10 protein-coding genes are annotated in these 14,852 nt (G+C 39.3%); all 10 read right to left on the bottom strand.

Features of this window, described 5'->3' with window-relative positions; genetic code table 11:
* Positions 1-145 precede the first annotated feature (145 nt).
* The gene (locus FHR29_RS24790) at positions 146-1,645 is read right to left on the bottom strand and encodes a S41 family peptidase (protein ID WP_183917964.1); all 1,500 of its coding nucleotides are present in this window, start codon (positions 1,643-1,645) and stop codon (positions 146-148) included.
* A 379-nt stretch (positions 1,646-2,024) separates the two neighbouring features.
* Positions 2,025-2,504 carry a hypothetical protein gene (locus tag FHR29_RS24785; RefSeq protein ID WP_183917962.1) on the bottom strand — a complete coding sequence of 160 codons (480 nt, stop codon included), beginning with the start codon at positions 2,502-2,504 and terminating at the stop codon, positions 2,025-2,027.
* 297 nt (positions 2,505-2,801) lie between these two features.
* Entirely contained in the window at positions 2,802-3,335 is a 534-nt protein-coding gene (locus tag FHR29_RS24780) for a 3'-5' exonuclease (protein WP_021188625.1), read from the bottom strand.
* Between the two features lie 117 nt (positions 3,336-3,452).
* On the bottom strand, positions 3,453-4,793 hold the full coding sequence (locus FHR29_RS24775) for a TlpA disulfide reductase family protein (protein ID WP_260292955.1): 1,341 nt from the start codon (positions 4,791-4,793) through the stop codon (positions 3,453-3,455).
* 39 nt (positions 4,794-4,832) lie between these two features.
* Positions 4,833-6,062: a thioredoxin fold domain-containing protein gene (locus FHR29_RS24770; protein WP_183917960.1), complete on the bottom strand. Its 1,230-nt coding sequence runs from the start codon at positions 6,060-6,062 to the stop codon at positions 4,833-4,835.
* A gap of 12 nt (positions 6,063-6,074) precedes the next feature.
* Complete coding sequence (locus FHR29_RS24765; protein ID WP_183917958.1) at positions 6,075-7,544, bottom strand: aspartyl protease family protein; 1,470 nt, start codon at positions 7,542-7,544, stop codon at positions 6,075-6,077.
* A gap of 12 nt (positions 7,545-7,556) precedes the next feature.
* Positions 7,557-9,086 (bottom strand): PKD-like family lipoprotein, encoded by a 1,530-nt coding sequence (locus FHR29_RS24760; RefSeq protein WP_183917956.1) that lies wholly within the window; start codon positions 9,084-9,086, stop codon positions 7,557-7,559.
* Between the two features lie 11 nt (positions 9,087-9,097).
* Positions 9,098-9,901 carry a DUF4843 domain-containing protein gene (locus FHR29_RS24755; RefSeq protein ID WP_183917954.1) on the bottom strand — a complete coding sequence of 268 codons (804 nt, stop codon included), beginning with the start codon at positions 9,899-9,901 and terminating at the stop codon, positions 9,098-9,100.
* 7 nt (positions 9,902-9,908) lie between these two features.
* On the bottom strand, positions 9,909-11,348 hold the full coding sequence (locus tag FHR29_RS24750) for a RagB/SusD family nutrient uptake outer membrane protein (RefSeq protein WP_183917952.1): 1,440 nt from the start codon (positions 11,346-11,348) through the stop codon (positions 9,909-9,911).
* Positions 11,349-11,352: 4 nt separating this feature from the next.
* On the bottom strand, positions 11,353-14,691 hold the full coding sequence (locus tag FHR29_RS24745; RefSeq protein ID WP_183917950.1) for a SusC/RagA family TonB-linked outer membrane protein: 3,339 nt from the start codon (positions 14,689-14,691) through the stop codon (positions 11,353-11,355).
* Between the last annotated feature and the right edge of the window lie 161 nt (positions 14,692-14,852).

Raw genomic sequence — 14,852 nt, 5'->3', positions numbered from 1 at the left:
TAATTACCGCATCATAATTCAAATTAAATGAGGTGCGATAACTGATTTGTTACTATAAAAAAGAGCATTATCGAAATCGATAATGCTCTTTTCATTTATAAAATTTTAGGGATCAATTTAATCACTCTTTCTAACGACGACACGACTAGTTCTTCAAAAGACCTCTTTCAGGTAACGTATTCACAGCACCACCGAGTGACATACGGGCATGTTGGCTAGCGCGCAGACGGGCGGAGGTTTTCTTTGTACTTCCCGGGACAGCATCTTCCAAAGCCGTCTCTAACATCGTCTCTTGGGTATCACCTGTTGGTAAAAAGATATAATCATTTATATTGGGCTTATCGGCCACTAATCCATCCCAATAATCTGCGAAACCTGCAGAATTTTTTAACTGAAAAGATGCTGGCCAGAAGGAAACACGGTTTTCAATAATCTGTTCAAAAAAACCAACAGGTTTCCCATAAGTATGTGTTCCTGTCGCGATAATCTGAACGTTCATATAAGGTTTAAGGACATTAATGAGCATCTCTGCTGCTGAAGCCGTTTTTTCACTTACCAAAAAATATACTTTACGCAGATTCAACGTACTTGTCTGACTGAAGTATGTATCTCTGAACATACCATTGGTACCTTTCTGAGTTCGCTCCATATAAGCGTTACAGATATAGGTCACCATCAGCTTCTTATCTGGAACTTTTGTTCCTGCAATTTTGTTGGCAATATATACCGCAGCATCAACATAGCCTCCCGTGTTATAGCGTAAATCTACGATAAGATCTTCAATATGCTTGTCCTCAAAAGTTTTAAAAGAAGCATCTACGCGTTGCTGATTATAATTATTACGTTCTATTTCTTCAAATGAAGAAAGTGCAAAATAGCCGACATTTTTACTTGGATATTCGTAAACCTCTTCGTGATAAATTGGATCGATGGTATATGATCCATAAGATAGGCTTACATTATATGTAGTTCCATCCTGACGCAAAAGCACTAGCTGAAGACCACCACCTTCCAGCGCATTGGCAACACGGTTTCTCATGTTTGTCAGCGCATTGGGATCAACAGGTTTACATCCTGAAGCATCACAGTTGATCGCAACAGTAAAGTCGGTCTCGCCATTGATAGCTGTTACCATATCAGATCGTTTTAACCCAGCTTTATCAGCAGGTGAACCACCTTCGACAAAATAGATAACAGGTCTTGCGACTTTCGAATCGACAGTACCCATGGAAATGTATAAACCGTAGCCATCATTTCGATCCATTTTTAACTTTGCCGTAGCATTGATATTATAACCGTTAAGTCCATCGATAAAAGAAAAACGATCGTATACACCACCATACTGGGCATAGTTCGCATAGGCAGGAGTCATACCTTTCAGAGCATTGAGAACACTACTAGCAGAATTGTACTTATCTGTGAATTCGGATGGAAGCTCATATTTTGGGATGGATTTCTCTTCCCATATGGAGTACAGTTTATAATAATAATAGATACTATCCCGAATTTTTTGATCCGTGGTTCGTACAATTGGTTCAGGCTCCGGCTCTGGATCTGGTGTATTTTTTTTACAGCTAACGAAAAAAAATGCAACCAGAATAAAAACAACCCACTTTCCGAAAGGTTGCTGTAGCGCTATCTTCATATTTTTTAATATAATATTAAACAAACTTAGATAAATAGTATCTCAAAAACAATAACATGATGCTGATTATAATACAATTATTTAATCGGCTAATGAAGTGATGGAATAACGGAGTGAAGAAGTGACGGAGTAACCAGTAACGAAGTGACGAGGATGGAGTATAACTTACCAATCCATAAATAATAAGAGTGGGGAGCACGTGCATTACCGTGTGTCTCCCCTTCTTAAGTATGAATGTAACAAAAAAAACGAACCTATAAAGTAGTGACGGGGTAAAGTAGTGATGGTAGTAACGGATGCGATACGAACAGGGTAACACACTAACTTTCTAACCCACAGACAAACTAACTTTCTAAAATCTTACTACTAACTCCTAAAATCATACTTGACTAACCTGCTCCGCCTCAAGCATCCCAACTTTAATGCGGAAAGGCACACGTCCTGATTTTTCGGAAGTAACATAACCGATAACAGTTGCATGGTGATGGCTTAGGAAATCAGGTTTACGCACCGCACCCCGTATTCTGAAACGTACGGAAGCCTCATAGGCCTGGTTTGAATCGGCAGGAAACGTGATCATAATGATCTGATCCAAGCTTACATTGAGACAAGCATGATCCATGATCACATCTTTCACGACAATATTACGTGTGTCCTGATCTGTTCTTTCAACTTTAAGTAATAATGCCCCATTTTTTGATTTACCGTATTCTCGCTCATCATTTTCTAAGTGGTGAAAGCGATAGTGCACCTGTAAAACAACGCGTTTTAAAAACTCAGCAGACAAGCGCGATCTGCGCCAGTAATAAAAACCAGAAACTAAAATTAAAGCAGTAAGTAAAAGATAGACGTAAAACATATTATTAAAAAATAAGAACCATTTGCGACAAATCTTTTCAAAAGGCAATTTTTAAGCGTTTTTGAATTGACAAAGGCAAAGATAATTCTTAGCTACTGCAAGAGCGAGTTTTAAGGGGGGACAAAAGGGGGACAAAAAGGTGGACATCGTTCACTACTCGCAATAAAACCTTATTTATCAAGAAGTAACTAAGGAACTAATAACGAAGTAACCAGTAACGGAGTGACACAGTGATCGAGTAACGGAGTAAAGTAGTAACGTAGTAATTTCTCAAATCTAATTACTAACTTCTAAGTACTAATTACCCTCCTCCACCAATGTTGCTACAAAAGGATGGCGCAGATATAATTCAGCACAGGCCTTCGCGTCGGATAATGCTTCGTGGTGATTGAGATTGATTCCCAACACTTCACAGCAGGCATTTAAGCGAGCAGGTTTAAAACCTTTGTTACGATAGATCTTATAAGTACATTCCCACATCTCGGCAAGCTGCAGTTCCTCGTAAGACAAACCATAATGTACCATTGTTTTCCGTAAAACGTTGCGGTCGAACAATTCGTTGTGCGCAATCATCAATTTATTGGTAAGCAAGGACTGAATAGAGGGAAATAACTCTTTAAAAGTAGGAGAATGTTGCGTATCCCTAGGCTTGATGCCATGAACACGGGTCGTCTGCCACATATACTCATTGCGAGGTGGCTGGATCAAGGAATAGAACTCATTTGTAATGATACCCGATTCCACTGTCACGATACCAACTGCACAGGCACTATTTTGATGCCCTGTTGCTGTTTCAAAATCGATCGCTGTAAATGTTAAATCTGATGTCATGCTATACTCCTATCCGAGCAAAGGTAAACAATATCCGCTGAGATTTAAAATATCGTAATAAAAACAGGCCTTCCCCGATGGTTTTAGGGAAAGGCCTGTTGTATAAAAGATGAAAATTTACTTCGCTAAATACTGATTGATCAATTCTTTCAGCTTTGGATCGCTCGGACGTGGACTATCTGCATTGATCAAATTACCCGCCTTATCAATTAAAATATAGCGTGGAATACTATTAATTTTATATGCTGTAGAAAGGTCATTTCCAGAACCCGCGTGCAATTGGATCCCTTTCAAGTTTTTAGTTTTAAGGTACTCCTCCCATTTTGGTTTATCCTGATCAACAGAAACACCAACAAATGCAACAGCCTTATCCTTATACAGCTCATTCAACTGTTCCCAATGCGGTTCTTCAGCACGACATGGGCCACACCATGTCGCCCACATGTCCACTAAAACAACTTTACCTTTCAAATCGCTCAAACTGGTATTTTTACCTTTTAAATCCGGAAAGCTAAACTGAAATGCAGGGACACCAGTTTTGGTCTCTACTAATTTTGTTTCTACCGTTTTGGCGCGTTCCAGTTGTTCTGGCAATATAAAATACTTCTTATACGTCGTATTCATTTCCTGAAAATCCTGATAAGAACGAGCGCCTTCCAAACGTTGCAATACATACTGACCCTTCAGCTCATCTGGACCTATTGCTTCCACCATTTTATCGAATGTAGGCTTACTGCTTAAATCCACTTTGCGAAACACCAGATTACCTAAAAAACGATCCCCATAAGGAAATTTTAAAAGTTCTAACGTCAAATATTTATCCGATTTGAATTCGGTATAATAGTCGCTCATTTCCTCTTTGCTTGGGTGCGCACTACGGGGCATCTGTAGAAATGAAGTGGCATAATACGCAAAATCATAATCCACTAATTCAGGGAAGAATTGGTCAAATTTCGCATTCCCAGTTTTGACACCCTTCTTGATGCCATCAAGTTTTACTTTGAATGCTTCTACCTCAGGAAAGAAATCCACATAAGTACTCATCCCTCCAGGAGTAAGACCTTTGTCACGGAAAGTTTTGCTCTGCTTATCCCAAGCATAAAGCGCTTCATTTTCAGGGGTATTTTTTTCAACCAAAGTATAACTATCTTTTTCCAATTGTACATTCAACACTTCATCGCCTTTAAAATAAAAACGGTAAAGCCCTTGCTGGCTCAAAGGATTGCCAGCACCAACAGCATATAAGCCCTCATACTCGGGAGTGAAACGAAAGGCAAAACGCCCCTTGGAGTCTGTCATTGACGTAGCGATTTCAACAAGCCGTCCATTCAAAACTTTGAACAAACCCACTTTTTTGGTTACAGGAGTGACTAAAGTACCATTGATATTACTCGGTTTTTGCGCTAGAGCAAATAAGGATGTCATTATTGCTGCAACGATTAAAATTGTTTTTTTCATTAAAATGTATTTTCGATTTATGATTAGTTTTTTATTCCCTTAGCCTAAATGAACTGGAATGTTTTTTTTAATATCTTTTACTTGGATGTTTTGTGTATTCTTACCCGCAATCGCCTGTTTCAATTGTTCAATATCGGCCTTCTTTGTTGCGAGATAAGGATCTGAGAAGTCCGATTTTAATAAGACATCCATCGCTTTTTGTGCTTGATCAAAATCCTGCAGATACAGATACAAGGCCACCAGTTTATATTGATCAGGAATATCTAATGCTCCTTTCTTCTGCTGTTCCAAAAATTCTTTTAGAATAGATTTTAAGATCACAGGCTGTTGTTTCTGACTAAAAATAACCTGCCCCAAGGCATTGCTTCTAAGATCCCAATTCGGGTAAAGATCATATTCATCCATTAATTGTAGATAGCTTGCCGCATCTCTGGATTGCTCATAATAGCTGGTGACCATAATGGGAAGAAAGACAGACCACATGCGCTCATTATATACCGGGCGAATGTAGCTGAGCAATTGACGCAAGCTATCGGCCTGTTGCAAACTGCCAAATTGCTTACTTTTGACTTTAGCAATCGCATTCACTTTATTTAACAACAGCGAACCGCCATAGAGATCAATCATTTGCGGTAAATGATCATAGATCCAGTTGGTATATATCGGAAAATTGGTCACGGTGTTGGCTAAAAATGCGGTTTCCGATGTCAGATCTTTTTGTTGTGCTAAATAAGACTCCAATTCCGCAAAATCATGTTGTTCACCTGTTTTGATAAAGCGTTCGCTATACGCAGCAGGATAAGCATGATCCAGATTGGTATCAAAAGCCAAATACTTCCGTTGTTTTTCCAATGCTTTCCCTTTTTGCAATAAGGAAACAAAACGGTCAGCTCCAAAATATCCAGCTTCGGTCAATAAAGCTTTTCCTTGCGCATTTAGCAGGACAAAAGTTGGGAAACCGGACGCACCATATTTACGGGCCAGTTTTTTACCATCCATTTCCTTCATGACATCGGTTTTAAAGACAATGTAATTGGAAGTGATCTCTTTCACCACTGCAGGATCTGGGAAAACCTTTTCGTCCATCTCTGCGCAGGGCATACAGCCGACAAAAAAGAGGTCGATCAAAATTAATTTATTTTCTTTCTGAGCCTGCGCCTTACAGGCCTCAAAACTTCCCTTAAAAGAAGCTACTTCCTGTGCATATATACATGGTGCACAAAGGACCAGTAGCAAAGTAATCATTAAAAATCTATAATTGGGTTTCATACGAGTTGAGATTTAGATGGAAATAATACTTTTATCTTCCAATTGTACATTGATCGGGTTTTCTTTTTCCTGTATTTCCGCAATCAAAGCTGGCTTTTTTTGAATTTGATCAACAGAATAGCTCCCGATAGCGACTATATGAGCACCGGGTTTCAATTCGGAGGACGCACCCACTCCAAGTGTTCCGAGCATCTTTAGTTTACCTTGATTATCCCAACCGAACTGATACGTTTTAAGGATAAAATCCTGCGGAAACCCATGCAGTTTATTGGGACTGAAATGAATTTCATTTGCCGCCAGATTGATCGTCATATTATAACGACTGATGAGACGTACACCAATGGAACCATCAGCACCAGGATTCCAGTTTTCATTTTGGGAACTGCCCCCCATCAAGGTAATTGGTAAACCAGACATGGCAGGTAAGGGAGAAATTGCAAACTGATAGCTTCGCCCAATAAAAGTAGGGGATGAAATCCCCATGCTTACGGTAGAAGCCTGTGCCTCGGGTTTAAATCCACTCACAAGCAGTTTATTTTTTCGTACAAATGGTCGAAAACAAATCAGATCATAAGATGCACCCGTATCAAAAACAAATTGACCTGGGTGACTTTTCCCTGCTACAATATCGAGTTGCCCCGGAACGATCATCACACCCGAAGGCATGCTGACAGGAACCGTTGTTCCTTTCTCTTTGTAATCGAAATCGCCGAAATCATAAAGCGAAATCACATTCTTATCGTAGTCAATGTGCGTGATGTACTGACGGATCAAACTATTGCCGATCAGTCCATCGCCTTCCCTCCCCATTTCCGGAAAAATTGCGATCCCCTGTCCTAACAAATGAAGCGTGTCCAGTTGAATCGTATTTTGATCCGAAACTTTGATTTTCGCATTTCCACCTACCATCGACGCATTGTTTTCACGCGTTACTTTTAATCCCAGCTCGTCCGCCAGTTGCTGGCTAACAGCCATTCCATCTGCTCCGGTATCAAATAGGAGACTTAATGGACGTGGAAAATCATTGATTTTGACCTGCAGATAGATCGATCCATTTTTATTTTCAAAAGGAATGACCGCCCTCAATTTGGGATTAGTAGCCCTTTTCATTCCATAAAGCTGATCAAATAATGTAATACGAACCAGCTTGCCTTCACTATTGAGCAAAGCATCCGTTTTTGTTTTCTTCCCCCCTTTTTCGGTTATTTCCACCGCATAAAGCTGCCCTTTATCAGTTTTCTTATTAGAAATTAAGGATATTGATTCAGCAGGATAATTTTTAATGATCTGCTGCAACCGATACTCAGCGCCCTTACCCGTATGACCAGCCACAGCGAAATTGTCTGCCAATGCGGTGATGAGATCCGTATAATCTTTTTTGAGAAAAGCATTCTGTAATTGCTGATCAAAAGACCCTCCGGATTGTGCGAATCCCATACCTATGGTGAAAGTTGCGAGAATTGTTAATATGTATTTTTTCATCGCTTTCCTTTTTTATTCGCGGTAAGAAACATCTGCAATTTTGCCAAATCCAGTATAGGATTCGGTCAATTTTGCAGCTCCGCCTAAACTGATTTCATAAAACTCCATCTTCCCTGAAGTATTGGGCTGGCTTGGATCGTAACTGCAGATCATCAATTTCTTTGAAAAATCTACATAACGTGGATCTGTCTTATTTTTGAGCAGTTTTTGATACTTCAATACACTAATTTTCCGATTTCCTAAATCAAGTAACATCGTGTATTTTTTACCGAACGGATCATATTGGTACACGTAACTTCCGACCGTATAGATAAGAGATCCGTAAACCGGATCGACCACATAACTCGTGGCTTGATCGATCTGGTGGGTATTGCTTACGACATCAAATGCCAAGGGCGTAAAGGTGGAGCTGCTGTGTACAAATCGTAATAATTTAATCTGACTGGTACTGCTATTTTTTAATAAGGCATAAAATTGATTGGTAGCGGTCAATGCTCTTTCCATATACAACAAGTCCATACCGACTTGATCGGGCGTGAAAATTTCTGGTTGCGAAGAACTAGGTTGCAATAAAGAATAATTGGTTCCGGAGTGCACAAGAAATCTTTTGTTATTCTGATCAAAAACAACTGCATAAGCAGTTCCTGCACCATAAAACTCGGCGATATATTTAGATATATTCAGCCGCGATCCACCGCTGACCCGATTTAATGTCGGTCCGTACAAGAAATTTTGTGTAATATTTTCGCCCATTAAGACACCATCACTATCTAGAATATAGGCTAACGCTGAATATTGCGATCGAATAACCTCGGCATGGTAAGTAGCAGAGGTAGGATGGTTGACCTCAAAACGTAAGTTTCGATAATTAGTCCAAGTTTGGATCTCATTATTAAAACTTAAAGTCGTCTGATCTGTCCCAACATAAATACGGTTTGAATATTTACTTGTGAAAGGATCGCGATTATAAAGATAATAAACCAGTTTTGGTTTTCCCTCTAGTTTTGCATCACTGAATGTGCTCAAAATATCGGTATAAGGAATATACTTTTGTTGACTCACATTATAATTCAACATATCTAACCGAACCTTGCCATCAATATCATTTAACACCAACCAGCCATTGCTCAATTCGGAAGTGACGTTAAGTTTGGAAATATTTTGATAGCGGTAATTAGTCTTTTTATTTTGAATACGGAAATACAGATCATACTCCCCTGGAGGTAACGTAATCGTCGTATCTAGATCGAGCTGATTCCCCAAAAATTTCTTCTTATCTGCGTTCAACACAGCGCTACTGGGATTAATCGTAAACCATTCAAAAGTATAGTCAGCAACATGAAATGGAGCGCCATCCGAAAACTTGATAACGGGTTTAATAACAAATTCCTTTTGATTGAAAGCTTGATAAATCGAGTCGACGCCCGTAAGTTGAATTTCACTTAATTCACTGTAGGTATAATTTCCTAAATCCTTATTACATGATAACAGACTGAATGTAAATAGGAACATCACTAATATTGCTTTAAGATTCTTTTTCATAATTAGTCTTTTTACTGTAGATAAACACCTAAGGTCATCGGGAGACCATCTTCATCTAAAACAGGAGTACCTTCTGCCTGCATTTCTTCAAAATAAGATTTGAGACCATATGCCCAGGCCAATATCGACGAAACGGAAGGCTGATAACCGATTGCGGTTATCTCTTCCAGATTCAATCCATAGCGATCAATTAGCAATTTCAATTTTTTGCCAGAAAATTTACCGAGATATCCATTGATGATACTTGCGGTCGTAGATTGTGTAGCATCCCAAAACCAGGGTGTACCAGCGATATCATTGGCCCAAAAAGTGAATTTGTTAAAATATTTTGTTTGTTCATTTGCTCCCGTTCCAATCAACTGGCTATTCATTGCCGTCGTAAAATTGGCGTTGTCCTCCAATTGCAAAAAGACCGTTAGGTTTTTCTCCTTCAGTTCTGCTGTTCTGTTTAAAACTAGCAAAAGGGTATCATTGACCTGCCCGCCTTTAATGGTGAAGCTACGGTCAAGGAATTCAAAATCACGGCCCTCTTTTAAATCACTACTGGGATCGATAGACAATTTATAGGGCCGGTCTGAAGTCTGTACTGAACCCATGGAGGCTACAATAATTGAATAAACTGCATTTTTCTCCGCAGGATCCATGTATCCGAAAGAAAAATTACCGTTATCTTTTGGTTCATAAATATTATTTCGAATGGTTCCTTGAAAATAAATCGCTGGATTTCCGGAGTATAATTCCAGAGGTTCCTGCTTACATGAGAACAAAAACAAAAGTGTCCCCATGCCTAAAATTGTATGTAAATTTCGCATCATTTTAAATTTATCTAGGGTCTGTTTCAGATAGCGGTACCGGAAAGGTATAGTTGTCCTTACTAACCGCTTTATTGGTAGTCGTTGCTCCACTGATGGTACGCAGATCATTACGTTTATAGTAATACCAGAGCTGACCTTCTCCATAAAATTCCTTACGGTATTCCTTTTTAATATTATCCGTCAGGTTGACTTCGGTCGACAATATTTCGCAATTTCTGTTCTGACGTAATTCGTTTAAATAAGCGAGTCCTTTTGTAGTATTGGGTTCACATTCTGCAGCAATCAAAAACACTTCACTAAGACGGATTCCAGCAATAGTATAGCGATAATTACGGTAATTGATATTGGACAGGTCTTTGTACTTTAAAAACACAGGATAGGTTTTTCCTCCGTCGACCCGCCAGGATGAAGAATAGCGATAATCATTTTCCCAATTTTCATAAACCTGATTGATAAAACGAGTCGTTGTACCTGCACTTAAGATTGTTTTATCATCTAGCGCAGGATTAAAGAGAGCTTCATAACTCGTATACAAACGTGGGCTTTCAAAAGCAAAAAGTAGCTCCATTGAAAAAATTCGATTGATGATGGATACTTCGCTTAAATCACTGGATTTTACCCATGGAAATTTACTTTTAGCTTCAATTACCGTTGTTGCTGCTTTCAATGCTTCGGATTTATTTCCGGCATATAAGTGCACACGCGCCTGTAAACCTTTGACCGCAAAATAATTGAAATGATAATTTCTAAATTGGAGAAATGGCTTATTTCCAACATCAATTGTCCCTACAGTCTGATCAACCTTCGTTAAGCTTAAAACAGGATCGTGCTTAAGCAATAAAGCTTCAGATGCTTGGAGATCGGCTATTATTTTTTCCATTACAAACGAACTCTTCGAAAAGGGAGCTGCTTCATAACTGGTATTGGAATAATAAGGGATCAATTGCACTTCTGGTTCTAAAGTATAGGCGGGAGCAAATAACCGCAGGATATCAAAATAAATATAGGCACGTGATGCTAATGCTTCGCCACGCATCAGACTTAAGGTTTGCTCGTCCAAGGTAGAACCGTAAGTATCTAAGTTTTCTAAAAAACGGTTAATGTTGGTTATATTGACATACAAGCTTGACCAAATATCATCTATTTTAGCTTTTACATCTTTATCCGCATAATTGAAGTTATTCAATTGCTTACGTATTTCACTATGGGTGGTAGAGATGTAATAGGTCTGCGCTAAGATATCGAGTGTTTCTAAAGTTAATGTGCGACCATACAATTTATTGTCAGCCATATTGAGATAAATTCCGTTTAGCGCATCGTAAAACCCTTGTGGAGTTTTAAAGACTTCTTCCTCAATAAATTTATCTTCGGGCTTGACGTCCAACCACTTTTTGCAGCTACTGAAAAGAACGGTTAGTGCCAACAAAGGAATTAATATTTTTTTCATGATTTTATTTGAATGTTGCGTTAAGACTCAAGGATACCGAGCGTGTAAAAGGATAGGAAATACCGCGCTCTCGTCTAACTGTCGAAGTGTAGAAAATATCGTTCATGAGTGCATTAATACGGAGGTTAGATAATTTTACCTGATCAAGCCACCTTTTATTCCGAAATTCATAACCGAACGTGATGGACTCGCCGCTAAATGAATTTTCACGTTGTATAAAGCGGGATGAAATCGGTGTTGTAGTTGTAATAGCAATACCTTTGAATTGAGCTTCATCACCGGGCTGTTGCCAGCGATCATAAAGCGCACGTTTATCTTGGTTACTGTTGACAATTTCTTCTTCAGACATATTCTCCACTTTATTAAACAGTGCGGTATTGAAATTGTCTTTCCTTAAGATATAACGGACCATCACATTGGCGGTAAAACCTTTATAAGCCAGACTGGTCCGAAGAATTCCTTCGGCAAGCGGCTGTGCATTTCCAATCGCCTGAAGATTGTCTATATTGTAATTGAAGGTTTGCTCTCCCGCTTTCGTTAAAAATACTTCTCTTCCTGTCGCTGGATCAATCCCCAAAGACGGAACTGCCCATAAGGTATTAGGACTATAACCATCGCGGTAGCGGATCAAAGCATTACTCTCCCGCATTTCTTGATTTAAAGAATTTAACTTATTGTCGAAATGGTCATATTTAGCCTTTAACATAGACCCTGTCAAGCCAAAAGTCAGAACAAAACGATCTTGTGGCCTATAAATAGGTGAATAATTAACGGTAGCTTCCAGCCCTTTATAATCTAAAGTACCTGCATTGAAAGGATAAGCTGATAAGCCGGTCGAAGAAGGAAGGGTTACAGCTACGACTAAAGGATCGGTAAACTTATCATAGGCATTTAATTGGAGATTTAATTTGTTACTAAATAAGGTTACATCCATACCGACACTCGTTTGTCGTGTACGTTGCCATTCCAGATCCGGTGCTCCCAATGCAACAAGTGAAATTCCCTGGCCAAAACGGTTCACGTCGGTATTATAATTAAAAACCGACTGGCTGACATTTCCGAAGTTTTGATTTCCTGTCACGCCGATATTTCCTCTTAAACGTAAGACATTGATCCAAGAAATACCCTTCATAAAACTTTCATGATGTGCATTCCAGCTGGCACCGAAAGAATAATAAGGCGAGAACAGATTGTTTGAACCAAAACTGGTCGAACCATCGACATTATAATTGACATCAACATTATATTTTTGAGCATAGGAATAGTTCACAGAACCGACCAGTGAAGTTCTTCTCGTTACACGGGTAGAAGCACTCGGTCTGGAATCTGTTTCAAAACCAAATGCAAAACTTGGATTTCCATTGCTTGCAGCAGGAAATCCAACAGCGGTATACCCATTTAATGTATTTTGGGTTTCACTGATTTCAGCTCTTAAATTGGCTGTAATGGCGTGAACTTCGTTCAAAACTTTACCATAGGTCAACATCGCATTGGCTGTATAACCGAATGTTGATGCTTCACGATGAGTCAAACTTCCTTTTTTCCGGTTCTCCACATTTTGAAAGGAACTGTGTAAAGGCGAGAGGAATTTGTCTGTGTTCGTTAACCCTTTACTAATCTGACCGCTGGCTGTTAAACGTAAGGCTGAATTAAAATCATAGGTCAGCATCAAATTATTATTGACAACATAGTTCTTGCCTTCATCAAAACTGGCCAGGTGCGCATCATACATTGGATTGAAAACTGACCAATAATAGCCAAATGTCCGGGAGTTATCTTGATAGGCTAAATATTTTTCTGAGGCAGGAAGAAATTCATAATAAGGGTTGGTATTCACCCAGGTTGAAAAACTACCGTAAGGTGATTCATTACTTTTATATCCTGTTACAAAAGCTCTATTAGCGATGTTTAATTTTCCGGTTCGATAATTTAGATTCAGGTTAGCCCCCCAATCTTCTCTACCCGAACCTTTCATCGCTCCCTTGGTATCCTTATAATTAAGGCCAATATCAAAGACAACCGCACCTTCCCCACCACGTGCACTTAAAGAGTGCCGATGAGAAAATCCATTTTGAATGGGTTTATCTAGCCAATAGGTATCAACGCCTGTCAGCACTGTTGCTAAACGTTCGTTATATAACTGATCCAGTTCCAATTGCTGGGATATGATATTATTACTCGCCGTAAAACGCCCTGACAATCTTTCAAACTCCAGTTTTTCAGTCGCATTCATCATATTATAACTCGACAGATCTGGAACCTGCGATTGCATATCTGTGGTATATGATAAAATAACCTTTCCTGCTTTTGGCTTAATTGTTTCCACAACAATAACTCCATTGGAAGCGCGCGAACCGTAAATAGCAGTGGAGGCTGCATCTTTCAAAATCGTCACCGATTGGATAATATTCATATCCAGATCCATGATCGTTCTTAAATTGGTTTCGAACCCGTCTAATATAAATAGCGGCTGGTTGGGATCAGTTGAAAATTCATCACGCAAATTGGAAGATGCAATACTGGTCTGTCCGCGAAGCTCAATAGTAGGCAACATATTGGGATTTGACCCCATAGCATTATTCTCGATCTGAATAAAAGAAGGATCGAGGGCACGTAAGCTGGCAACAATATTCTGGTTGTTGACCATCTTGAGTTCTTCACCTGTAAAAGTTGCTGTTGCACCAGAGAAACTCTCCTTTTTACGGGTCATCATCCCAGTTACCACCACCTCATCCATGGCATTATCTTTCTTCTTTAACTTGATCAGCATATTACCACCGTTCAGGTTAGCTTTTACCTCCTGGTTTTCAAATCCAACAAAAGAAATAACAAGTATTTCATTCAAAGCGGTAATAGGAAGGGTAAAGGAACCGTCTTCAAGAGAGTTAACGACTTTTTTAGGATCATCCTTTAGACGGATTGTGGCACCTGCAATAGCTTGATTGTTATCATCGATGACTTTACCTTTAATGAACTGCTGTCTAACTTGATGAAAGGGATCAGTAAGATGAAATGTAGCCGAAGGGGAAATGGTTCTGACACGATCTTTTTTCTTGATAACCACAGTCTTATCAAAAAAATGATAGGTTAGATTAACATCCTCCAAAATACTGTTCAGTGCTTGGCGTAAAGGGATATTCTGGAGGTCAACTGAAAGGTTTTCCAATGGAGCGACTTCAGCTTTTTTGTAAAAAAAGCTATAACCGCTTTGCTTCTCAAGGTCCTTTAAGATGGATTCAAGGTTTACTTTTTGCTTCTTTATGCTCACCTGCTGCGCATAGCTATGTGCATCCACTTGGGACAAACCTAACCCTAAAAGTAAGGCTATTAAGTTGATTCTCATTAGGGATTTGGGTAAAGGCCGCGCAAAGAAAGGGACTGTTTTTTCGGTCCTCCAATGTTTCGGACTATTTTGCAAAAGCCACGAAGTAAGGCACCGAAAATCTTTCTCCCCTTTGCTAGACGGAGTTCGCGTAATTTTCATTAAATTCGTTTGTTTGGTTA

Source organism: Sphingobacterium sp. JUb56, assembly GCF_014191365.1.
Taxonomy (GTDB): Bacteria; Bacteroidota; Bacteroidia; order Sphingobacteriales; family Sphingobacteriaceae; genus Sphingobacterium; species Sphingobacterium anhuiense.
The sequence above is the reverse complement of the archived record's forward strand: the minus strand, read 5'-3'. Positions and strand labels throughout refer to the sequence as shown.

What these genes read in the sequence shown, in the direction of transcription:
- FHR29_RS24750 (WP_183917952.1), bottom strand. Translation starts at nt 11,348, where the DNA reads ATGAAAAAAATATTAATTCCTTTGTTGGCACTAACCGTTCTTTTCAGT.
- FHR29_RS24785 (WP_183917962.1), bottom strand. Translation starts at nt 2,504, where the DNA reads ATGTTTTACGTCTATCTTTTACTTACTGCTTTAATTTTAGTTTCTGGT.
- FHR29_RS24770 (WP_183917960.1), bottom strand. Translation starts at nt 6,062, where the DNA reads ATGAAACCCAATTATAGATTTTTAATGATTACTTTGCTACTGGTCCTT.
- FHR29_RS24790 (WP_183917964.1), bottom strand. Translation starts at nt 1,645, where the DNA reads ATGAAGATAGCGCTACAGCAACCTTTCGGAAAGTGGGTTGTTTTTATT.
- FHR29_RS24755 (WP_183917954.1), bottom strand. Translation starts at nt 9,901, where the DNA reads ATGATGCGAAATTTACATACAATTTTAGGCATGGGGACACTTTTGTTT.
- FHR29_RS24760 (WP_183917956.1), bottom strand. Translation starts at nt 9,086, where the DNA reads ATGAAAAAGAATCTTAAAGCAATATTAGTGATGTTCCTATTTACATTC.
- FHR29_RS24775 (WP_260292955.1), bottom strand. Translation starts at nt 4,793, where the DNA reads ATGAAAAAAACAATTTTAATCGTTGCAGCAATAATGACATCCTTATTT.
- FHR29_RS24780 (WP_021188625.1), bottom strand. Translation starts at nt 3,335, where the DNA reads ATGACATCAGATTTAACATTTACAGCGATCGATTTTGAAACAGCAACA.
- FHR29_RS24745 (WP_183917950.1), bottom strand. Translation starts at nt 14,691, where the DNA reads ATGAGAATCAACTTAATAGCCTTACTTTTAGGGTTAGGTTTGTCCCAA.
- FHR29_RS24765 (WP_183917958.1), bottom strand. Translation starts at nt 7,544, where the DNA reads ATGAAAAAATACATATTAACAATTCTCGCAACTTTCACCATAGGTATG.